Origin of the sequence: Streptomyces sp. NPDC023723 (assembly GCF_040639815.1) — a bacterium.
Lineage (GTDB): Bacteria > Actinomycetota > Actinomycetes > Streptomycetales > Streptomycetaceae > Streptomyces.
This window is the reverse complement of the sequence record NZ_JBFAAP010000023.1, coordinates 86,713-108,424: the sequence shown is the minus strand read 5'-3', so window position 1 is coordinate 108,424 and position 21,712 is coordinate 86,713. Positions and strand designations below refer to the sequence as shown.

General features: G+C 68.4%; 18 protein-coding genes. 12 read left to right on the top strand and 6 right to left on the bottom strand.

The window, feature by feature from the left end; all coding sequences use genetic code 11:
* Nucleotides 1–36: 36 nt before the first annotated feature.
* Entirely contained in the window at nt 37–777 is a 741-nt protein-coding gene (locus tag AB0G32_RS23410) for an ANTAR domain-containing protein (RefSeq protein WP_361166419.1), read from the bottom strand.
* A gap of 263 nt (nt 778–1,040) precedes the next feature.
* Here AB0G32_RS23410 and AB0G32_RS23405 point away from each other — a divergent pair, with 263 nt between their 5' ends.
* The 6 genes from AB0G32_RS23405 (at nt 1,041) to AB0G32_RS23380 (ending at nt 8,188) form a co-directional block, all read left to right on the top strand.
* Nucleotides 1,041–1,505, top strand: a complete 465-nt coding sequence (locus tag AB0G32_RS23405) for an STAS domain-containing protein (RefSeq protein WP_361166416.1) — start codon at nt 1,041–1,043, stop codon at nt 1,503–1,505.
* 229 nt (nt 1,506–1,734) lie between these two features.
* A complete protein-coding gene (locus tag AB0G32_RS23400) occupies nt 1,735–2,478 on the top strand; it encodes an NUDIX domain-containing protein (RefSeq protein WP_361166413.1) in 744 nt (247 codons plus the stop codon).
* Nucleotides 2,479–2,561: 83 nt separating this feature from the next.
* The gene (locus tag AB0G32_RS23395; protein WP_361166410.1) at nt 2,562–3,725 is read left to right on the top strand and encodes a 5'-methylthioadenosine/S-adenosylhomocysteine nucleosidase; all 1,164 of its coding nucleotides are present in this window, start codon (nt 2,562–2,564) and stop codon (nt 3,723–3,725) included.
* Complete coding sequence (locus tag AB0G32_RS23390) at nt 3,722–5,719, top strand: hypothetical protein (protein ID WP_361166408.1); 1,998 nt, start codon at nt 3,722–3,724, stop codon at nt 5,717–5,719. Before AB0G32_RS23395 ends, AB0G32_RS23390 begins: the two co-directional genes overlap by 4 nt.
* Before the next feature lie 103 nt (nt 5,720–5,822).
* Nucleotides 5,823–6,356 (top strand): hypothetical protein, encoded by a 534-nt coding sequence (locus tag AB0G32_RS23385; RefSeq protein WP_361166406.1) that lies wholly within the window; start codon nt 5,823–5,825, stop codon nt 6,354–6,356.
* 1,019 nt (nt 6,357–7,375) lie between these two features.
* Entirely contained in the window at nt 7,376–8,188 is an 813-nt protein-coding gene (locus tag AB0G32_RS23380) for a hypothetical protein (protein ID WP_361166404.1), read from the top strand.
* 948 nt (nt 8,189–9,136) lie between these two features.
* Here AB0G32_RS23380 and AB0G32_RS23375 read toward each other — a convergent pair.
* On the bottom strand, nt 9,137–10,414 hold the full coding sequence (locus tag AB0G32_RS23375; protein ID WP_361166401.1) for an IS701 family transposase: 1,278 nt from the start codon (nt 10,412–10,414) through the stop codon (nt 9,137–9,139).
* 38 nt (nt 10,415–10,452) lie between these two features.
* A complete protein-coding gene (locus AB0G32_RS23370; protein WP_361166398.1) occupies nt 10,453–10,896 on the bottom strand; it encodes a hypothetical protein in 444 nt (147 codons plus the stop codon).
* A 177-nt stretch (nt 10,897–11,073) separates the two neighbouring features.
* Between AB0G32_RS23370 and AB0G32_RS23365 the strand changes: the two genes are divergently transcribed.
* On the top strand, nt 11,074–12,444 hold the full coding sequence (locus AB0G32_RS23365; RefSeq protein WP_361166395.1) for an IS701 family transposase: 1,371 nt from the start codon (nt 11,074–11,076) through the stop codon (nt 12,442–12,444).
* A gap of 26 nt (nt 12,445–12,470) precedes the next feature.
* On the opposite strand, the gene AB0G32_RS23360 is transcribed toward AB0G32_RS23365, so the two are convergent.
* From AB0G32_RS23360 to AB0G32_RS23350, 3 genes are all read right to left on the bottom strand, one after another.
* The gene (locus AB0G32_RS23360; RefSeq protein WP_361166392.1) at nt 12,471–13,199 is read right to left on the bottom strand and encodes a hypothetical protein; all 729 of its coding nucleotides are present in this window, start codon (nt 13,197–13,199) and stop codon (nt 12,471–12,473) included.
* A gap of 305 nt (nt 13,200–13,504) precedes the next feature.
* Nucleotides 13,505–13,747 (bottom strand): DUF397 domain-containing protein, encoded by a 243-nt coding sequence (locus AB0G32_RS23355; protein ID WP_361166389.1) that lies wholly within the window; start codon nt 13,745–13,747, stop codon nt 13,505–13,507.
* Nucleotides 13,744–14,616 (bottom strand): helix-turn-helix transcriptional regulator, encoded by an 873-nt coding sequence (locus AB0G32_RS23350; RefSeq protein ID WP_361166386.1) that lies wholly within the window; start codon nt 14,614–14,616, stop codon nt 13,744–13,746. Before AB0G32_RS23350 ends, AB0G32_RS23355 begins: the two co-directional genes overlap by 4 nt.
* Nucleotides 14,617–15,115: 499 nt before the next feature.
* Between AB0G32_RS23350 and AB0G32_RS23345 the strand changes: the two genes are divergently transcribed.
* From AB0G32_RS23345 to AB0G32_RS23325, 5 genes are all read left to right on the top strand, one after another.
* The gene (locus AB0G32_RS23345) at nt 15,116–15,373 is read left to right on the top strand and encodes a hypothetical protein (RefSeq protein WP_361166383.1); all 258 of its coding nucleotides are present in this window, start codon (nt 15,116–15,118) and stop codon (nt 15,371–15,373) included.
* A 436-nt stretch (nt 15,374–15,809) separates the two neighbouring features.
* On the top strand, nt 15,810–17,015 hold the full coding sequence (fxlM, locus tag AB0G32_RS23340) for a methyltransferase, FxLD system (RefSeq protein WP_361166380.1): 1,206 nt from the start codon (nt 15,810–15,812) through the stop codon (nt 17,013–17,015).
* 92 nt (nt 17,016–17,107) lie between these two features.
* On the top strand, nt 17,108–17,275 hold the full coding sequence (locus AB0G32_RS23335) for an FxLD family lanthipeptide (protein ID WP_361166377.1): 168 nt from the start codon (nt 17,108–17,110) through the stop codon (nt 17,273–17,275).
* A 24-nt stretch (nt 17,276–17,299) separates the two neighbouring features.
* Nucleotides 17,300–20,476, top strand: coding sequence for a lantibiotic dehydratase (locus AB0G32_RS23330; RefSeq protein ID WP_361166374.1), 3,177 nt, complete (start codon nt 17,300–17,302; stop codon nt 20,474–20,476).
* Complete coding sequence (locus AB0G32_RS23325; RefSeq protein WP_361166371.1) at nt 20,473–21,708, top strand: lanthionine synthetase C family protein; 1,236 nt, start codon at nt 20,473–20,475, stop codon at nt 21,706–21,708. The genes AB0G32_RS23330 and AB0G32_RS23325 overlap by 4 nt, the downstream gene beginning before the upstream one ends.
* Nucleotides 21,709–21,712 lie beyond the last annotated feature (4 nt).

Here is a 21,712-nt window from a genome sequence, read left to right as displayed (position 1 = left end):
GCCGCAACAGCGCTCCAAGCAAGACATGACGCGCCGTCAGGAGACGGCCCGGCCGGTCAGCTCCGGGTCGGCGTGTCCCTCGACCACCTCGCGAGCCACGTCCCGCACCGACCGCCGATGCGCACGGGCGTGTTTGCGCAGGACGTCGAAGGCGTCGTCCGGGGACAGTCCCAGGAGAGTGCCGAGGACCCCCTTGGCCTGTTCGATGACGACGCGGCCGGTCAGCGCCTGCTCCAGCTGACCGGTGAGCGTCCGGCTGCGGTCGGCCTCGCGGGCCCGCTCCAGCGTGACGGCGGTGAAGTCGGCGAGCGAGGCGCCGAGGACCGCCGCGTCCGGGGTGAGGGAATGAGGGGCGTCGGTCAGCAGGACGAGGGCGCCGCCCGCCGTGGGGCGGGTACGCAGGGGGAGGGCCAGGACGCAGGTGTGGCCCAGCCGCGTGGCCCGTGGGGCGTAGCGCGGCCAGCGCCGTCGGCAGACCTCGCCGTCGAGGGCCTCCGGCGCCGGGCGGAGAACGGAGGCGCGGCGGCATTCGTGACCGGGTCCCTCGCGCCACTCCACGGCGTCCCGTTCGAGGCGCGACACCTCGGGGTCCGAGCCCGCCACGAACGCCGGGCCCCGGCCGTCGAGTTCGAACACCACGGCCGCGGCGCGGACGCCGAGCAGGGCGGGGGCGTGCTGGGCCAGGGCCGTGAGCGTCCTGGACACGTCCAGGGGACCGGCCTCAAGGCCGCCGGCCAGGGCCACAAAAGCGTCGGCCAGCCGTTGTTCCGACGTCATGGCACTCCACGCTACGCCGCGGAGGAGGCCAGACACACCGCTTCGGCGCTCTTCCCCCATACCGGCCAAACCTGGAAGAGGTATGCACCTCATTCGGCAACCATTCTCAGGAAATTACACTCGAAGGAGGTAATTAATCGCCAGGGAATCATTTCTCCCCACAAGGCCGCCCCGCTCCCGACACCTGCCGTCCTAGGGTCGAACCAACCGCCACCCTTGCTCCCGGTGGATCTGGCCCATCCTCAAGTCACCGGGAGACCGCGATGCACCAGAAGCCCCAAGCTTCCTGCGATCCCACCCCCACCCCCATCCCCATTCCCGCCCCCACCCCCATTCCCATCCCCATCCCCGCCCCTCCCCCTGCTCCGGCTTCCGTCATTCAGCAGTCGCGGATCTACGAGACCGCCGGCCGCACCGTCGTCCAGTTGCTCGGCGAGATCGACTTCGCGGTGGTGCTGCGGATCGCCGCCCGGCTGGACACGCTCACCGAGTCGCCCGGCCCGGACGTGGTGATCGATCTGCGCCTGGTCGGCTTCCTGGACTGCAGCGGCCTGGGGCTGCTGTGCCGCGCGCGCCGGCGGGTCGAGGAACGGGGCGGGCGGCTGACGCTCACGGGGGCGTCCCCGGGCATCCGCAAACTGCTCCGGATCGTCGAACTCCACCGGACCTTCGAGGCGGTGGACACCCTCGGCGAGGCCCTCGACGTCCGCCCGCGCCCTGAGGCCTGATGCCACGCCCCACTGTGATCGAAAGTCCTGCCGGAAGGCCGGCCGGGAGCCCGACTGAAAGCCCAGCCGGCCATCCGACCCCGCCGAGTCCCTGATCACGCCCCGCAACAACGGCATCACCGACGTACTCCCGGCCGCCGTCCCTCGGCGCGGCCCCGCACTATCGCATCGGCCGCTTCCGTGTCCTACTTCTTGTTAAAGTGACAGTAACCGAAGTACCGTAAGCCGCATGCAAGATGACGTGTGGTCACCACCTCCTGTGCTGCTGACCGTCGACCTGGTGATCCTGACGCTGCGCGAAGGGCGACTGTGCGTGCTGCTCGTGGAGCGGGGCGAAGATCCCTTCCAGGGCATGCAGGCACTGCCCGGCGGTTTCCTCAACCACGCCGGTGAGGAGATCCTGGACGCCGCCCACCGCGAGCTGGCCGAGGAGACCGCGCTGGGTGCCGGATGGGTGCACTTGGAGCAACTGGCCACCTACGGGGACGCGAGCCGTGATCCGCGGGGCCGGGTCGTTTCGGTGGCCCATCTGGCCATCGCGCCGGGACTTCCCGCGCCGGTCGCGGGCACCGATGCCACGGACGCCTCATGGGTTCCCGCGGACGCCGTCCTCAACGGTGACGTGAAACTGGCCTTCGACCATCACCGCATCGTGACGGACGGAATCGAACGCGCCCGTACCAAGCTCGAATTCTCCGCGCTGGCCACGGCGTTCTGTGGAGAACTCTTCACCATAACCGAGTTGCAGCAGGTGTACGAGGCGGTTTGGGGCACTGAACTCGACACCCGTAATTTCTACCGGAAAGTCCAGGCCGTGAAGGGGTTCATCGTCCCCGCCGGCTCCGGACGCAGGAGTACGGGAGGACGGCCCGCACGGCTGTACCGGGCCGGACCGCGGACGGTGCTGTTCCCGCCACTGATCCGCCCCACGCCCTCCCCGACGGAAGAGGAAACGACAGAGGGAGCGGGATAAGAAACGGGCTATGGAACGGAAGTAAAGACAGTCGCGATAGCGGGAGATATTGCGGGAGATATAACGGAAGAGAAGGGGAACGAATGCCGAAAGACCTGGTGGTGATCCTCACCGCCCTCAACCTCGAGTACCAGGCCGTGCGCCGGAAACTGGCCGCCCCCCAACTGCACCTCCACGAGCGGGGGACGCGGTTCGAGGTGGGAACCGTGCAGGGCACCTCATGCCGTGTCGCACTCGGTCTGACGAACAAGGGGAATCACTCCGCCGCGGTGATCGCGGAGCGCGCGATCCAGGAGTTCTCACCGGTGGCCGTGTTGTTCGTCGGCGTCGCCGGTGCCCTGTGGGACACCGCCCGGCTGGGCGACGTGGTGATGGCGACACACGTGTACGCCTACCACGGCGGGACCAGCGAGGACGACGGGCTCAAGGCCCGCCCCCGGGTCTGGGAGGCGGCGCACGGCATCAGCCAGCTCGGCTCGCATCTGGCCCGGCTGAACGACTGGGCCGACGACATCCCCGGCCGGGGACCCGCGCCGCAGGTGCGCTTCGGCGCGATCGCGGCCGGCGAGGTCGTGCAGAACTCGAAGATCTCCGCCGAGGCGCGGTGGATCCGACAGCACTACAACGACGCGCTCGCGATCGAGATGGAGGCCGCCGGTGTGGCGCAGGCCGGTCATCTCAGCGGCGCACCGGTGGCCATCATCCGGGGCATCAGCGACCGGGCGGACGGCACGAAAAGCAGCGCGCAGGACCGCAGCCGGCAACCACGGGCCGCAGCGAACGCGGCGGCATTCGCCGTCCGGCTGGCCGTGGAACTGGTAGGAGAACAGGAGCAGATCGCAATGAACGAGGCAGAAAGGGCCCGTGCGGCCGACAGAACCGCCAAGCGGGTCAGCAACACCGCCTACAACAGCTCCATCGGCATCATGGCCGGGACGGTCGAGAAGAGCACCGTCCACATGAACACGGCGCCGAAGGCGACCGGCCCGGCCGATCTACTCACGGAACTGGACGACTTCCGCGTTCAACTGAAGTCGCGCCACGCCGAGGGCGCCCTCGACGACGACACCTGCCGAGAGGCCCTGGCCGAACTCGATTTCGCCCGCCGGGCGGTACGGGAGAACACTCCCGAATCAGCGAAAAGGGCGACCATGGCACTCAAACGGTTACGCGGCCTCATCGCTGCATTCACCGATCTCACGGCCAGGCTGGCACCGCTGGTGGTCGCGGCGGGCGGGTTGTCATGAACGACGGTACCGGCGGCACGTACAACTCGGCCGCGTACAACTCGGCCGCGTACAACTCGAATGTCGGCATCCAGGCCGAGACGGTGCACAACTCCAACGTGTACTTCGTCCATCCGGACGCGTCGCCGCAGGAGAAGTACCAGGTCGGTGTCCGCTTCCTGGCGGACGGCATCCCCAGCCGGGCCCGCGACATGATCAGCGACGCGATCGCCCACGGGTACGACAACGCGGAGGTCCGCTTCCACTGGGTGCTCGCCATGCTCAGCGCCCGCGCTTACCACGACTTGAGCACCGAGGAACTCCAGCGGCTGCACCAAGCCGCCGGGCTCGTGGGCACCTACGCCGAGGGAGAGTGGAAGGACGCCCTGCGCGCCGCCTACGAACTGCTGGCGATGCTCAGAACCGCGGACGGTGAGCCACAGCGCGTACTGGAGCGGCTGCTGGCCCTGTCACCTCACCAGCGCGACGCGATCCTCCACCACTTCGACCTCGTCCTCACCGGCGGGCTGAAGGACAGCCTGTGGGCCGAGAACCGGGAACGGGCCGAGGCCGCCCGGTTCGCGAACGGCAGGGTCCAGCGAGTCTGGGCCTACTTCGAACCCGACCCCATCGGGCCACGGGCCCTGCCGCCCCGGCCGAGCACCGCCGAGGCGGCCCAGGCCGCCCTGCCCGCCCGAGCCGGTCTGTTCACCGTCATCGCCTCCTTCCTCTGGATCTCGGCGCTGCTCGCGAATCCCGGCGCGGCCGTCGTCGAGTTGCTGCTGGCGCTCGGCGCGGGCCTGACCGCGGCGCACTTCGGCCGCCACTGGCGGTACCAGGACCATCGGCTGAAGGCCGGGAACGGGGAGGCCGGCACCGCGCAGCCGGGCGCTCCCGCCGGCACCGGGGACGGTTTCACCAAGAACGTCCGCCACTCGTTCGACTTCTACTTCAGTACCCGCGTGCCCCACGGATTCGCCCCGCACGAATGGCTCGGTCACACCGCCCACATCCGCGGCGGCCTCGCCGCCGAGATCGCGCTTCTCTACCGTGAGAGCCGGATCAACGTGGATCGGGTCAACTGGCTGATCCGCCATCTCGCCGAGGACGCCCGGGACCGCCACAACAACGGCACCCTGTTCGACAACCGCGGCCAGAACCAGACGCCGGCGGTGGCGAAGGCACTGTGCGTGGCCGCCCTCGTCGTCCTGGGCTGCACGACGCTGGCCCTGTTCGGGACAGGGGTGTCGGACGCCGGCGCGGCGCATGTGCTGCTGTCCTTGCTGGCCGTGGCCGGCGCGTTCTGGTCCGGACGCGCGGCCGCCTCCTCCTGGCTGGAGGCGCGGAACGAGGAGCGCCGACTGGCCGAGGAGACCCGGGAGTACGAGGCGCGGTTGGCCGACAGGCAGGCCGCCTACCACAAATGGAAGACGTTGCTGGACAACACACGTCCCAGTGAGCTGGCGATGGAGACCTGGCTCACCTGCGACAAAACGCTGTTCGTCGACGAGGCACTCCGCCACTACCAGCTCACCTGGCGCGACCTGATCACCCACACCATCCTGATGACACCCGCGCGCCCCTACAAGCGCGGACGTGTGAAGGGCGGTCCCTGGCGGTACTCGCGCTACAGCTTCCGTCTCTTCCTGGTCACACCGGACGGTGTCCCGGAAATCAGCACGGAATACGAATTCGCCGACGGCAGGCGCGGGGACGAGCAGCGAAGCAACTACCGGTTCGACGCGCTGTCCTCCGTACAGGTCACGGAACGTGCCAATGTCGGCTACGACCTGGAGCTCGTCCTCACCAACGGGCCCGCCAAGAACATCCGCGTCAAAGACGCCGACACTCATCAACTGGCGCCGGACGAGAACGCCCAGGAGATCTCCGAGATCAATCTCAACGCGGCGGGGTTCATCCACACCTTCCGTCTCCTGGAGGGAATCGCGGCGGACGGAAAGGGCTGGATAGAACGGAACGACCCCAACAACCTGCCGTCCTTCCGCGCCGACTGAGCCGACCCGCCCTCGAGTCCTCAAGGGCGGGTGGGGAGCCGCAGCACCGGCGCCCTGCCCGTCCACACCTCAGCCCAGTCGGCACGTGAGTTCAGGGGGTTCCGTGGCCGCCACCGAAGACGTCACCGAGGGCAGACTGCTGCTGGCCGAGTACGACCGCATCAAGGAGGAGCAGAAGACCCGGATAGGTTTCCGTGACAACCTGCTCTACTTCACGCTCGCCGCGTCCACCGCGGTCCTGGCGATCACCGTCCAGAGCGGGCAGGCGCAACTACTGCTCGCCGTGCCCGTGATCTGCCTGGTCCTGGGCTGGACCTACCTGGTCAACGACGAGAAGATCTCAGCGGTCGGCTGCTACATCCGCGACCAGCTGGGACCGAGGCTGGCCGAGCTCAGCGACACCCGCAGCGCCGTCTTCGGCTGGGAGACGTACCACCGCGACGACGTGCGACGCACCACCCGCAAACGACTGCAGGCCGCGGTGGATCTGTTCACCTACCTGGCACTGCCGATGATCTGCGTGACCGCCTACTGGTGTTCCCCCACCGTCCGCCCGCTCCTCCTCCTGATATCCCTCGCCCAGACCCTCACCCTGGCCGTACTGGGCTGGCAGTTCCTGCGCTATGCGGAGCGCTAGCGGACGCGATCCGCTCCGCCCGGCCCGCCGCCTCATTACCGCGTGAGGTCAGCGGGGAGGGGCAGGCGGAGCGATGCGGTGGGCGAGGACTGCGGTGCCGACCAACTGGCGAGCAGCCTGAGGCGGACCTCCGAGGGTGCGCCCGGCTCGGCCACGCAGATGATCAGACCGTCGACGGCCCGTCGTGGCAGGGGCAGGTCCGGGGAGCGGAGGCCACCTCCAGACGGCCGACTTCGGGATGGTCCAGCCACTTGCCCCCTTCGCGACGGAGCCCTCCCGGCGAACTGACCGTCGGTCCCCAACGTCGAAGGGCCCCGCAGCAAGTTGCGGGGCTCTTCGACGTATTGCCCGGTGAGAGCAATGGCGGAGGATACGAGATTCGAACTCGTGAGGGGCTGCCCCCAACACGCTTTCCAACTGTTCGTGTGGGGGTTCGGGCGGGTTCGTGGTCGTCCTGACCTGCTAAGTAGCACCGCCAGTAGGTCTGTTCAGACCCCGCCGAACGGAGGTGAATGCAACCCGAACTGCAACCCTCCTGCGTCCAGGGCGACCCCTCTTAGTATCGGCCTTGCGGCTGGTCCGACGGTGCCCGCGTCCCAGGTCCGATGCATGATCAGTACTGTCCGGGTACATTCGGCGAGGCCGAGGACCGTCAGGGGGCTGCGTTCGCCCTTCGCCCGGACCGGGGTGCCCCGACCCCACTGCGCCCCCCGACGTTACAGACAGAACCGATCACGCAACGGACCCTGACTCTGTCGCCCTGGCAGGTTCAGGCCAATTTCACGCCTGCGGCGCGAGGCCAGTGGATGCAGTAATGAGAAGGAAGGCAGAGTAAGCGATCTTCAAACGCATGGCATCTCGATCTTTGGGCGCTCGGAATAAGCCCCTCCACTTGTTGCTGCACTGGTGGGACGCCTCTTCGCGCACTTAGCGTCTCTGAGGTCAAAGCACCTCAACCGAGCGGTTAAGGAGTCTCTGTGCGACGCCTGTTTTCCGACCACCGCAGAAGATCGCTACGTATGACCCTGCTGGCCCTACTGGCGGCCTTCGGCACCACTGTCGTGTCGGCCACCTCAGCGAGTGCCCACTACGTGTACTGGATCGAGCAGGTGTGGTCGAACGCTGACTCTTCCAGGTGCCTACTGAACCGCGCAGAAACTTCGCACGGGTCCACGGGCGGTGGTTACTTCAAGGGGACGGCTGAGTCGCTGGCAGACATCGACCCCAGCCCGCTGGACTGCGTCCTGACGTGGAACCGCAACACCGGTGAACTCGCTGTGGGCATCGTCGTCTTCAAATGGTACGTGGACGTCAACGGTGACGGTAGTTGGCTCGTCTGCGACTATACGGACGATCGCTACTACAACAGCGAGCCAGCCTACCAGTTCAACCTGCAGTGGACTGCTCCGGCGGAAACGCTGTGTGGTGAGGGCTACTACGGCATCCAGAGCAACGCGGGCATGGTGGACAGCGGTGAGTGGGTGGGGCTGAACGCCAGCGTCTGGTCTGGCTCTCACCTGCTCCCGGACTACAGCGAGCTGGCCACCAAGGCCGCAGCCGCAGACGAGCCGGTGGTCCCGGACTGGTTGAAGAGCGCGGACACGAGTGACGATCCCGCCTCCATGCCCGTGGCCAACGAGAACGGCGAGCCTCAGAGGAACAGCGACGGCTCGCTTTTCACAGTGCCACTGGAACTCCCCGAACCGCCTGCTGCTGCGATGAGAAGCGCGCAGCAGGACCCGGCGGGAGAGCGAACGTTCACCACGGACGCTGACGGCAACGTGACCGAGACGGTGACGGTGGCCGGGTCGTTGACACGCCCCGCGCCTTAGCCTGCTCTGGTCGGCACGGCTTGAAGCCAGTCGCCGGTCCATTGTGCCCGGTTGGAGGGTAGGGAACAGCATGCGCGGCATTCGCTCAGCGATGCGCTTACTTGAAGGTGCGTGCGCCGTCACCGTGGTGGTGAGCGTTCTCTATGTCCTGCTCCTGCCGTTGATTGCGAGCCGTCACGCGTTGTTGGACGCTTACAAGCGCGGTGGGCTCACGCCACTGATCCTCATCTTCGCTGGCGCGTGCGTCTGCTGGCTCTGCCTACGCCTGGCCAGAGCGTGGCAACGTACATCGGTCGTGCTGGGTATCGGGGGTGCGTGCGCCGTCGGTCTCCTGGCCTTGGCGTGGTGGGAAATCCCTCGCGGCACAGTGGAAGATCAGCACGTCACGCCTTCCCCGACCACTGGGCGCTTTCACCAGTCGCGGCCCCCGGACAGTATCCCCGGAGCAGCGACTCCCCCGGTATTGCCAGAAGTCGAGCCGTAGATCGACATAGCCCCTCGGTCGCCAAGCGGCGTCCGGGGGGTCGACCATGACGCGTCGCAGATCACGCGTACTCGCGATGGCGCGGTCCCATCCGTCGTGATGACGCGGTCTCAGACACTGCTGCGCTGCGTACTCCAGCAGTAGATTGTGATCACGAGCCGTCGTAGTTGTGGCCGTGGACACCACTCACTGCGGAAGCAGAGGCCTTATTGCCCGCCTAGTCGGAGTACAGCAACCACGTACAGGCTTCCGGACACCGTCAGAAGCAGAAAGGCGAGAGTCGTGTGGAGGGCAAGCCCTCGCCCTGGGGCAAGCCCCAGATGTGCCCGGGCCGCACGGCTCACGCGGGGTCTGCGGACACCTAGTAGGACTCCGTTAAGTTGTTCTGGCTCTTGGGTTCTGGCTGGTGGCGGGCGTTCTGGGCAGGGGACGGTGGCAGGTGGTGCAGGTGCCGGTCCAGCAGTTCAGCAGGTCCTGGATGGTGTCGAGGATCTGGTAGAGGGTGAGTCCGCTGTATCGGCTTTTGGGGCCAGGCGCTGTTCGGTGAGGAACGCGTGGGCGGCGGTGACCAGGGTGACGTGGTGGTGCCAGCCGGTCCAGGAACGTCCTTCGAAGTGGTCCAGGCCGAGGCCGTGCTTGAGTTCGCGGCAGTCGTGCTCGATCCGCCAGCGGATCTTCGCCAGGCGGACCAGTTCGGCGACGGGGGTGTCGGCGGGCAGGTTGGAGAGCCAGTAGTCGGTGGGTGCTTCGGCGTCCTCGGGCCATTCGGCCAGCAGCGTCGCCTCGGGCAGGACGCCGTCCCAGTGGCCGTGCCCGGCAGCGGCGGCGGCCTGGGCCAGGCGGCGGGAGCGGATCCCGGCCGGCCGCACCCGCAGCACCACAAAGCGCGAGCGCATCGGCCCGCGGGAGCCTTCCCGCCAGGTCACCTCGGTGAACGCCTGCCGCCCACGACCGGCCGCCAGGGCGGCCACCGGGGACGGCTTGTCGCGGTAGCGGGGCTGCGGCCTGCGGCCGTTGCCCGACCACGCTGGGGCGGTGGGCCGTGCGTCGTGCGGGTGGACGGTCACATCGGAGCGGACGGCGACGACATAGCCGATGCCCCGGCTGTCCAGGCCGTCGCGGAAGTCGGCGTTCTGCCCGTAGCCGGCGTCGGCCACCACCACCGGCGGCACCAGCCCCCACCCGGCCAGCTCATCCAGGATGTCCAGGGCCAGGCGCCACTTCTCCCGGTGCCCGACCTCCTGCGGCATCCCGGTCTTCTGCCGCCGCACGGCATCGTCCGCCCACTCCTGGGGCACGAACAACCGCCACTGCAGCGGACAGGAAGCGGTGTCGGAGACCGCGTGCACGCTCACCGCGACCTGGCAGTTGGCCTGCTTGCCCATCGCCCCGCAGTACTGGTGCGCGACGGCCACCGACATCTTCCCGTCCTTGGGGAACGACACGTCATCGACCGCCCACGCATCCGGACGGATCTGCGGCACCATGCGCTGCGCGATCCGCCGCCGCACCGGCACCGGATCCCAGGTCGACTGGTTCACGAACTGCTGCAGGTTCTGCTCGTTGCCATCCGGCAGCCGATCCGCCATCGGCTGGATCGACTTCCGCCGTCCGTCCAGCATCAGTCCCCGCAGATAGCAGTCGCCCTTCGCCCGCTGATCTTTGCGCGGCACCGACGAGAACACATCAGCCACGAATAACGCCAACATCGCGCGAGCACGGTTCACTTCATGTGCGTCCACACCCCCAACATGCCCCCAAACAGGACCCCGAGACAGACCTAACGGAGTCCTACTAGCGCGGCGTTCGCGTCCGCCTTCTCGATCGCTCGGCGCAGTTTCCTGCGGCTTCTCTCGGTCGTGATACCCAGGCGTACACTGTGGGCGTCGCGCACCAACAGGGTCCGGTACGTGCCGCCGTACGAGAAGGTCGTCAGCAGTCGGACAGTGGTGATCCGGTTGAGTGCGACGGATCGTTCGCCGGTCAAGGTATGCGCAGTCAGGTGCGACGATGAGTACCGGAACGGGGCTCGCTCCTCGCAAAGCGCCGGTAGCAGGACGGCGCTGGCGATCATGGACAGCAGGCCGATCACGATCGGTGCGCCTTCGGGAACTACTCCTGCCCTGGCCAGGCCGTAGCCGCCGAAAGGCAGCAGGATGACCGTCACCGCCAGGCCAGACCCCATGCGCGCACGCGCCACGCTGCGGAGTGCGGCTGCTTCCACTGATGCCTCCATCTCTACCGGCAGACATCAGAATGCAAGCTTGGCGGGCCTCCGCGCATTGCCAGTGCCCGGCAGTCTTCGACTCGGGAACCAGCGGGCCGGAACTCCAGCCGTAGTCCTCGATCTTGCTGGCTGGGGCGTCCAGGCATGCGTACGGCCACCAGTGATCATCGGTGTGTGAAGACAGAAGAACAGCTGATGGCCGCGGAGCAGAGCATAGAACCTGCCCGCTGGCAGGAGACGTTCGAGGTCCTGATGGGCCGCATCGCCGGGAGGTTCGCCCGGGTTGAACCACGTCGGCATGCCCGTGAGCTGGTCCTCGGGCTGCTGGCCGGTCTGCCCCGCAAGAACTGCTGGACGCTCGCCGAGCACGCCGGCCACTCGACCCCGGACAGCTTGCAGCACGTGCTCGCCCGGGCGAAGTGGGACGCGGACTCGGTCCGTGACGACCTGCGCGGCTTCGTTGTCGACGACCTTGGCACCGACGATGTCGTCCTGGTGGTCGACGAGACCGGTGACCTGAAGAAGGGCACGCACACGGTCGGTGTGCAGCGCCAGTATGCCGGCACCGCCGGGCGCATCGAGAACAGTCAGGTCGCCGTCTTCCTCACCTACTCCACCCCGCGTGGGCACACCGCCATGGACCTCGAGCTCTACGTGCCCCGGTCCTGGACCGAAGACCCCGACCGCTGCCACGCGGCCGGCATCCCCGGCACCCTCACCTTCGCCACCAAACCCCAGCTCGCCATCCGGATGATCGAACGGGCCCTGGACGCCGGGACTCCCGCTGCCTGGGCCACCGGCGACGAGGTCTACGGCGACAACACCCACCTGCGGGACGCCCCTGGAGAAGCGGGGGCAGAACTACGTCCTCGCTGTCTCCTGCCGTCATCACATCACCACGCCGGCCGGAAAGATCCGCGCCGACGCCCTGGCCAAGAAGATCCGGAAACGGGCCTGGCAGAAGCTGTCCGCCGGCACCGGAGCCAAGGGCCACCGCCACTACGAATGGGCCCTGGCCGGCATTGCCGACAACCGGCCCGGTCACCGGCACCTCCTCGTCCGCCGCAACCGCCGCACCGGCGAAATCGCTTACTATCGCTGCTACTCGACCACGCCGACCCCGCTGCAGTCCCTGGTGAGAACGGCTGGACGGCGGTGGACGGTGGAAGAGACCTTCCAGTCCTCCAAGGGCCTGGCCGGACTGGACGAACACCAGGTCCGGCGCTGGACGTCATGGCATCGCTGGGTCACCCTCGCGATACTCGCGCATGCTTTTCTCGCTGCGATCACCGCACTCGAACACAGCTGGCACAAGCCCTCCGACGGTCTGATCCCAATGACCCGCAACGAGATCCAGCACCTGTTCACCTCGCTCGTCACCCAGCCGCTTCACACCGCCTCGCACCGCCTTCGCTGGTCGCAGTGGCGACGGCATCACCAAGCCAGAGCCCGGGCAGCCCACTACCAACGGCAGCACGCTCAGGACACCCAACCAGCGTGGAGATCAACATCTACGGCTGGACTGCTAAGCGCACCGTCTGCTGACGGACGTGCACTTGAGGCGGTCCTCGCTAGCGATTCTTCCTGCGTGAAGCCTTTGCCTGCTTCTGCTGCCGCTTCCTCGCCTGCGCGGCCTGCTTCTGCGCCGCCAGCGCGCGGCGCTCTGCCGGGGAGAGCATGGCTCGACGAAAGGCAGACTCCGTCAGATGCTCATCGGCGCCGAGCCAGGCAGGCGCCTTCCCAGCCGTTGTCTCGTCGTTCGTCAGAGCAGCGGTGAGTTCGTCTTGCAGGTCCGCAGCCCGGTCATAGTTGATGACCTCGATCGGTGCGCCATAGACGACTCCCGGGCCAACCGCAGTCTGCTTGAACCAGTAGTCGTTGTAGGCCACGATCGCGCCTCCGCTGCCACGGGCGTCTCCCTTGGGCAGGCTGGCTCCATACATATCCGAGCCCTCACCTCGGCGGCCTTCCGGGCTGCTCAAGAAGGGGCAAACCATCGCAGCGTAGATCATGCATGTCCGATGCCCCGGGGCCTCGCCGGTGGGCGCCGCGTTGAGGAACTCCTTCTCGACGCCCAGTACGGCGGTGATCATCTCGGCTTCGTCGCCGTCGACGACCCGCCAAACCGGACCGGGCTTCATCTCCCGACCGCAGACTGTGCAGCGGCGCTCTTCGACGCACAGGAACACCCGGCGCATGCTCGTATTGGCGAACTGAGGGGATCCGTCCTCCCACGGGGTGATCGCCGGGACAGGGTAGCCGCGGTCGTCCTGAGGGCGCGCTGCGATGCCAGTAGGCATGGAGACGTCGGTAACTCGCATTCGGCGACTATATGACTGGACTGGTCCATCCCGAGTAGGAATCGGTCAGGTACTGCCGGCCTCGGATCGCCCCAGTTCCTCACCGGGAGAATTCGGTGAGGAACTGGGCAGACTCTGCCCCGCTCAGCAGCGCCGAGCGTGGCGGTGCTCAACTCGCAGCTCTTTGACTCTTCATTGGGTAGGCGGCGGGGCTCGGGTGGCCCGAAGGCCAGGGCCCGCGGGCGCGGGCGGTTGAAGAGTACGGTGCAGCGGTTCGTCCGCCCGCTCCGATTGGGACGTAACGCTCAGTCGGTGATTCGCTCGTCACGTATGCCGTCCACGAGGGCGGCGAACGGCTCGGGCCCGATCAGCAGGACGGAGCCGCTGGCGTTCTTCGAGTCGCGGACGGCGACCGCGCGGTGGGCGGTGTGGGTCAGGTCGGCGACCTCTACGCAGTTGTTGCCGGAACCGCTGCTGTAGGTGGACTTGAACCAGGTGGCCACACCGTCCAGGTCGGGCGCGGTGAGCGTGCGGGTGTGTGTGGTCATTCCGTGATCTCTCGCGATAGTTGGGTCAGGAACTTCGGTGTGTCCTCTGGTGGGAGGGACGACGCCACCAGGGCGTTGAACTTCCGCGCGAACTTCGCGACCTCGCGTGGGGTGTCGGAGACCGACGAGGCGCCCCACGCGTTGTCCACCTGGACCGTGGTCGGCAGCGTGTCACCGAGATGAAGGATGCTGAAATCATTTACCGCGACGTACCCACGCACAGTGTGCGGGAGTACCTGGACGGTCACGTTGTCGAGCGCGGCCAGCCTGGTGATTTCGTCGTACTGCTCGCGCATCACGTCGGGACCGCCGACGAGGTAGCGCAGGGCCGGCTCATACAGGATCGCCCACAGTCTGCCGGGCTCCTCGTCGCGGGTGAGGTACTCCTTGCGCTTCATCCGCAGGGTGACGCCCTGGTCGATGAACTCGTTGGTCGTGTCCTCGACCTGTTTGGCGATCTCGTACAGGGCCCGTGCGTACCGCTCGGTCTGAAGCAGCCCGAGGATCACGATGGGGTGGAACGCCTGCATTTCGACGGCGGCGGACTCGATGCCGATGAAGCGCGGCATGCCCGAGGGCATCGAGCCCTTGAACTGGGTCCACCACTCCCGGCTGGAGGCCGCGCGCTGGATCGCCAGCAGCCGCTCGATGTCCTCTTCCTCGGTCACGCCGTAGCGGCCGAGGAGTTTGCGCAGGTCACCTGCGTTGCGTAGGTCCTGGAGTCCGGTCTCGACCCGGTAGAGCTTGGTGTCCGACATCGACAGTCCGTGGACGGCCTCTTCCAAGGTGAGATCGGCGAGCTTGCGCAACTCACGCAATTCGTAGCCCAGTTCGATCCGCCGTGCTGTCGGTCTGGCTCGTGCTGGCACCCGCTTGCCTCCCCGGCGTATGTGTCCGCTGCCGCTGCGATGTGCGGAGTGTGGCACGGCATGAGCCCGCTGAAACAGCCATGCGCTTGCCCTGGCATGTGCCACTTTCCTTGCAGAGACGTTTTCGGTGCGGTTTCACTTGCGGACCCACTATGCCTGCGGCCACGGTGAATATGACGCCGGATGCAGAAAGTTGGGCACCGGCGGTCACGAAGGAGGTCTGCCCGCTCCGCGCCCTTGCCGGGGCAGGCCATCCACCCGCTGCGGCTTAACCACTCGGAGGCGTCATGTCCTTGCGCTCCAGCTCCAGCTCCATCGAACCGGCGACACACCCGTGCCTGACGGGCAAGAAGGCCGCGGCCCCGATAGCTGCGGACGCCATTGCCTTCCGCGCAGCCCGCGGCTTGCCGGCCGGATGGAGCGCTGAGGACTTCGAGGTCTACTTGGACTTGGAACGCGTCGGCGCCCCGGCTGCTGTTGCGGTGGGAGGCGATGCGGCGTGAGCGGGCAGGAGACGGCACCCTTCCGGATCGGTGACCGCGTACGCGGCATCTCCTACGTGCCGTCCGAGCAGCGCGGTCGGGAGAAGCCCGAGGAGTTCGAAGGCGCTGTGGTCCAGCTTGGCAGCGGCTACGCCGGGGTGGATGCGGACCGTGCTTTCGTGTGGGCGCGGCTGGAGAACGGCACCGAGCGCCAGTCCCTCGTCTGCGAGACCGAGCTGCTCGCGCCGGCTGACAGAGCGGCGGCGGAGGAGTGAGCGCTCGGCACCGCCTGCCCAAGCGACCGAGACCGGACGGGGAAGGCGTGTTCGCTGGGATCATCCTGCTCACGGCCAACCTGCTGGGTCTCGGCGTCATCGTCGCCAGCCAGACTCCGCCCTCAGCCAGTGCGGCCGTCGCCCTCGACGCCCCGCCGGCACAGGGCACCCCGGACGCCGGTTCGGTTACCGCGAAGAAGGGCAGCGGACCGGCTCATGCCACCTCACCCCCGAGGGCGGCGAAGCCCGCGTGCTACGGCGCGGGCTGCACCACCGTCCCGTCCCGCCCGGAGAGCAGTGGCCCGGGCGGGACGGGGCGGCACCAGACGCGCACGACAGCGGCGTCAACCTCCATGGACTCGCCGACCCGTACGAGTCGGGATCTGGCTCCTTCAACCGTCGCCGCGATGCGATCGCAGATGCCTAGGGTGATGTCATGACTACGGTCCGAGAAACCGATGACACGGCGGCCTCGCTCCGCGCGGCCATGGTGAGCGAGCTACGCGAGATGGGCGTGCTCCAGTCCGAAGCGGTCGCGACGGCGGTCGCGACGGTGCCCCGGCACCTGTTCGCGACGGGGGAGCGGCTGGAGGCGGCGTATGCCGCCAACAAGGCCCTGGTGATCAAGCGCGACGAGCAGGGCCACGCGATGAGCTCGCTGTCGGCCACGCACATCCAGGTGGTGATGCTGGAGCAGGCCGAGGTCGAGCCGGGGATGCGAGTGCTCGAAGTGGGCTCCGGCGGCTACAACGCCGCTCTGCTCGCCGAGCTCGTCGGGAAGACGGGCACGGTGGTCACCGCTGACATTGACGGGGAAATCGTGAAGCGCGCCCGCGCCTGCCTGGACGCGGCTGGCTACGGTCGGGTCCAAGTGGTGTTGGCGGACGCCGACGGGGGCGTGCCCGAGCACGCCCCGTTCGACCGGATCATCGTCACGGCCGGAGCATGGGACATCCCGCCGGCGTGGCGGGAGCAGACGTCCGAGCGGGGCAGGCTCGTCGTCCCCCTGCGCATGCGTGGGATCACTCGGTCGTTCGCGTTCGACCAGGTCGGCCAGGATCTCGTCAGCGCCAGCTACCGGCTGTGCGGTTTCGTGCCGATGCAGGGCAGCGGCGCCTACACCGAGCGGCTCCTCCCGGTCGCGGACGGGGTCGCTCTTCAGGTCGACGACCAGCGTCAGGCGTTCGACACCGAGGCTCTGGCCGTCGCTGTGCACGCACCGCGGCTGGAGGTCTGGTCCGGCGTCTCGTTCGATCTGCCCGATGAGCTGGAGTTGTTCCTGGTTACCAGCACGCCCCAGATGGTGATGCTGCACGGCAGCAAGGCTCTGGTCGACCAGGGCGTACTTGCGCCATCGGTGCTGCGCGGGGTCCCGGCTCTGGTGGCCGGCGGCAGCTTCGCGTACCGGACCAAGCGACCCAACGAGGAGACCGGCGGCTTCGAGAGCGGGGTATTCGCCCACGGGCCCGAGGCGGAGTTCGTCGCCGCACAGTACGCGGAACTGCTGCGAAGGTGGGCGACCGATCACCGGCGGCGAGGTGCGGCCCGCATCCGCTACGTGCCGATGCCCGAGGGTAGCGCCGTACCGTCCGCACAGATCGTGGCAAAGCGGCTCGGTGCCCTCGAAGTTTCCTGGTCATAGGCTCCCCGCCCCTGGCAGACCGCCAAGGGTGGGGCCGAAGGCACCATCCGACTCTCATGGAGGTTGTTGTGTCCGCACAGTCCGAGGAATCAGTGGCTACGGTCCCCGCGGCAGCGAAGGGTCCGGATGAGAACGTCGACGACTGGGACCTGGATGTCTCCGTCGTCGAGTCGGGCCCCGAGGCCGACCGGCTCATTCAGATGACCGATGACGGCTGCGGAGCGACCTGCGAGTCCGCCTGCTCGACGACCTGCCCGTAGACCGTCCAGCTTCTCGAATCTGTGGTGTCCGGCCGGGCCTGTGGTCGGACACCACACGCCGATAGGGGACCTCTGGTGTACGAGCCCATCGATGCGGCCCTGCTGCGTGCGGCGGCCTGGTCACCGGATCGCCGCATCCGGTTCTGGCCCACCTTGACCGGCGACAGCGAGGGCCCGGCATCCTGGCGGCCGTGGCTGGAGGAGACCATGCAAGTCCCTGGCTTCGCCGCCGCCGTGGAACAGGCCAGCCCGGTGCTGGCACACCGGGTCCAACAAATCTGTGAGGGGCGTCAGCCGCCCGAGCCGGTCGTCCGTAAAGCGGTGGCCGCTCTCATGCGCTACGTGCTTCGCGCCTCAAGCCGGGCCACGCCCTTCGGTCTCTTCGCCGGAGTGGCGCAGGCCCGCATCGGGGGTGAGTCGGGAGTGTGCGTCGGCACCGGCCACCAGGCCGTCGCCCGGCCGGATGCGGCCTGGCTGGCGACGGTGATCGAACGTCTGGAGGCCGATCGCGTGCTCCAGCCCCGCCTGACGGTCCAGGCTCATCCGCTCGCAGTGGAGCGGAACGGTCACGTGGTGCTGGAACACCGCCCCGCGGGCAGCGACGGTGGCGCCCCGGGGCGGGTGCAGGTGCGTCTCACGACGCCCGTCAAGGCTGCGCTGGAGGCGGCCCGCGCCCCCATCCGCACGAGGGATCTCGTGGCCAAGTTGGGCGCCGACTTCCCCCATGTTCCCGCACCCACGGTCAGTCGGCTCCTGGCCGGCTTGATCGCCCAGCGTCTTCTGGTCACGAATCTCCGCCCGCCGATGTCGGCCACGGACCCGCTCACCCATGTGCTGACCGTCCTTGGTGCTGAAGGCAATGAAGGCAATGAAGGCAATGAAGGCAATGAAGGCAATGAGGGCAATGAAGGCACCGCGGCGGCGGCTGAGCTGACGGTGAAGCTGCATGAGATCACCCGAGCGCTGGTGCGGCACAACACCACCACCGACCCGACGACCGCCCAGGCCGCACGCATCGACATCACTGCGGTGATGTGCGAGCTCAGCCCGGTCGCCGGGCCAGCGCTGTCGGTCGATCTGCGCCTCGACGCCGACGTGACGCTTGCCCACTCGGTCGCGGCGGAGGCCGCGCGGGCGGCCACCGTACTCGTCCGCCTCTCGGGCCGCTCCGCGCTCTCCCGTGCCTGGGTGGCCTGGCACGGCCGCTTTCTGGAGCGCTACGGCCCGCGCGCTGTCGTGCCGCTCCTTGAGGCGGTGGACAGCGACACGGGTCTGGGCTACCCGGCCGGCTTCCGCGGCGGCCCACCCGCCCCTGCGCTCCCTCCCTTGAGCGCGCGGGACACCAAGCTGCTGACGCTCGCGCAGAACGCGGCCCTGCGCCGCCAACGCGAGATCGTGCTGGACGATGCCATGGTCACCGACCTGGCCGAGAAAATCGGCCCGGAGACACGCATCCAGCCGACGACGGAACTGACCGTACGGATCGGGGCCCACAACGTGCAGGCCCTGGACGCGGGAGAGTTCACGCTGGCGGTTGTGGGGGCGTCGCGTTCTACAGGAACGACGACCGGCAGATTCCTGAGCCTGCTCGACACCTGCGACCGAAAAAGGATGGCCGCGGTGTACGCGGCGGCGCCCACCGCGACCGAGAACGCGCTGACCGTCCAGGTATGTGCGCCCCCGCTGTACGTCAGCACCGAGAACGTCGCCCGGACCCCGCTGGTGATGCCCGCCGCCGTCTGCCTCGGCGAGTGCCCCGAAAGCGGCAGTACGGATCTGGTGCCCGTGGAAGACATCGCCGTCACGGCGGATGCCCACCGCCTGTACCTGATATCGATCTCGCGGTGCCAGCCGCTTCAGTTCGTGACCATGAACGCGGTGGAGCCGACCCGCCGCACCCATCCGCTGGTGCGGTTCCTCACCGAAGCCACCCACGCGCTGAGCGTCCCGTGCACCACCTTCGACTGGGGAGCAGCCGCCGGACTGCCGTACCTTCCCGCGCTGCGCCACGGACGCACGATCCTGTCCCCGGCCCGCTGGCGGCTCACCGCCGCCGACCTCGCCGACCTCGCGGTCGGCTGGCGGCAGTGGGACCGGTCCCTGTCCGCGTGGCGCGAACTGGCCACCGTGCCGAACACCGTCTACCTGGGCGACGGTGACCAGCGACTCCGCCTGGACCTGGCCGAGCCCTCACACCGGGCTCTGCTGCACGCTCAGATGCGGCGCGACGGCACGGCGGTCCTGCGCGCCGAGAGTGCCGCCGACGCCGGCTGGATCAACGGCTGCCCCCACGAAGTCGTCATCCCCCTCGCCACCACCAGCAGCCCAGTCAAGGCGCCGCACTGGCTGCGCACCGACCCCGTGGCGGGGCACGCGCACGGCCGCCCGCCCGGCTGCGACGGCCGGTTCTTCATCAAGCTCTACGCACACCCGGACCGCCACACCAGCATCCTTACTCACCATCTGCCTCACCTGCTCGACCGGCTGGGCGACGAGGTGCGGTGGTGGTTCCTGCCCTACCGCGATCCCGACGATCATCTGCGGCTGCGACTGACTGTCCTCGACGGCCAGGCCGCCGACACCGCCGCGCGGATCGGCGCCTGGACCGAGCGACTGCGCCAGGCCGGGCTCCTGGCCCGGGTGCAGTGGGACACCGACTTTCCCGAGACCGCCCGCTTCGGAGGCCCCCAGGCGTGGGAGGCCGCCGAGGCGTACTTCGAGGCGGACTCCGAGACCGCCGCCGCGCAACGAGCCGCTAGCGCGGCCAAGACCGGGCCCGACCCGCGAGCCCTGACAGCAGCCAGCATGCTCGACCTGGTCGTCGGCTTGATCGGAGACCCGGCTGAAGCCATGCGGTGGCTCATCGACTGCTCCCGGACCACCGGCACGGCGCCCGACCGCACCCTGTACGACCAGGCGATCACCCTGGCGAACCCCTACGACCGCACTGCTCTGGCCGCCCAGCCCGGCGGAGGGCAGGTCATCACCGGGTGGACGAGGCGGCACGACACGCTGACCGCCTACCGCAGTGCCCTCGGAACTACGGGAGGGGACACGGCGACCATCTTGCTGCCGGAGCTGCTGCACCTGCACCACACCCGCATGGCCGGCCTCGACATGGAGGCCGAACGCCGCTGTGTGCATCTGGCCCGCGCCGCAGCCCTCAGCTGGACCGCCCGTACGACGAGGGGAGCATCGTGAGGCCGATACCCCAGGCTCTGGCTCTGTCCGACACGCTGGCCGCAGAGGTGTCCGACCCACGCACCGCCTGGGATGCGGCACCGCCGGGCGGACGGTCCTGGCCGCAGTCCCTGGCGGGCGGCGCTGCGGGCATCGCCCTGCTCCACATCGAACGCGCCCACTGCGGCCGGGGCGACTGGGACACCGTGCACACCTGGCTGGCCTCGGCCGCCCATGGCGACCTGACCGCCGCCGCGAACGCCAGCCTCTACATGGGGGCTCCGGCCCTGGCATTCGCCATGAATGCTGCGGCACGGAACTCCAGCCGGTACCAGCGCGCCTTGAAGAGGCTAGACGACGCCACGACCACCGTCACGCGCCGCCGCCTGGACCAGGCTCACGCCCGCATCGCAAGCGGCGGGACCCCGGAGATGAAGGAGTTCGACGTGATCCGCGGGCTGGCGGGGCTGGGCGCCTACCACCTCAAACGTCACCCGGACCACCCGATCACCGCCGATGTCCTCGCCTACCTGGTACGCCTGACCGAACCTCGTGCTCAGGAGCACGAGCTCCCGGCGTGGTGGACCGGTGTAGCACCCAACGGCGACGTCAGTCCCGACTACCCCGGGGGCCACGGGAACTTCGGCATGGCGCACGGCATCGGCTCCGTACTCGCTCTGCTCGCCCTGACCCTTCTCGATGGCCCGGCTGCCCCCGGCACGCGCGAAGCGGTGGAACGGATCTGCGCCTGGACGGACCAGTGGCTCCAGCACAACGCCGTCGGCCCGTGGTGGCCTGGCTTCATCACCCTCGACCAGGCCCGGCGCCACCAGGTCGATCCGGCGCTGCGGCCAAGGCCCTCGTGGTGCTACGGCATCGCCGGCACCGCCCGCGCTCAGCAACTCGCCGGCATGGCCCTGAGCGACGACGCCCGCCGGAAGACCGCCGAAACTGCCATGCTCACCACCCTGCAGAACCCGACCCAGCTGGACGCGCTCACCGAGACCGGGCTCTGCCACGGAACCGCCGGGCTGCTCCAGGCCGCCTGGCGCATGGCCACCGACGCGGCCACCGACGACCTCACAGCCGAACTGCCCTGCCTGGCCGATCGGCTCACCCGCCAGCTCACCCACCTCAAGCAGCACGACCCGGAACTGCTGGAGGGCATCGCCGGAAGCGCGCTCGCCCTGCACACTCTCGGCACCAACGCCGCCCCGGAATCAGGCTGGGACACCTTCCTCCTCCTGGCATAGACGG

Bases quoted from the DNA above. Each gene is read 5' to 3' on its own strand.
- AB0G32_RS23410 (WP_361166419.1), bottom strand. From the start codon at position 777: ATGACGTCGGAACAACGGCTGGCCGACGCTTTTGTGGCCCTGGCCGGC.
- AB0G32_RS23405 (WP_361166416.1), top strand. From the start codon at position 1,041: ATGCACCAGAAGCCCCAAGCTTCCTGCGATCCCACCCCCACCCCCATC.
- AB0G32_RS23400 (WP_361166413.1), top strand. From the start codon at position 1,735: ATGCAAGATGACGTGTGGTCACCACCTCCTGTGCTGCTGACCGTCGAC.
- AB0G32_RS23395 (WP_361166410.1), top strand. From the start codon at position 2,562: ATGCCGAAAGACCTGGTGGTGATCCTCACCGCCCTCAACCTCGAGTAC.
- AB0G32_RS23390 (WP_361166408.1), top strand. From the start codon at position 3,722: ATGAACGACGGTACCGGCGGCACGTACAACTCGGCCGCGTACAACTCG.
- AB0G32_RS23380 (WP_361166404.1), top strand. From the start codon at position 7,376: ATGACCCTGCTGGCCCTACTGGCGGCCTTCGGCACCACTGTCGTGTCG.
- AB0G32_RS23360 (WP_361166392.1), bottom strand. From the start codon at position 13,199: ATGCCTACTGGCATCGCAGCGCGCCCTCAGGACGACCGCGGCTACCCT.
- AB0G32_RS23355 (WP_361166389.1), bottom strand. From the start codon at position 13,747: ATGACCACACACACCCGCACGCTCACCGCGCCCGACCTGGACGGTGTG.
- fxlM (WP_361166380.1), top strand. From the start codon at position 15,810: ATGACTACGGTCCGAGAAACCGATGACACGGCGGCCTCGCTCCGCGCG.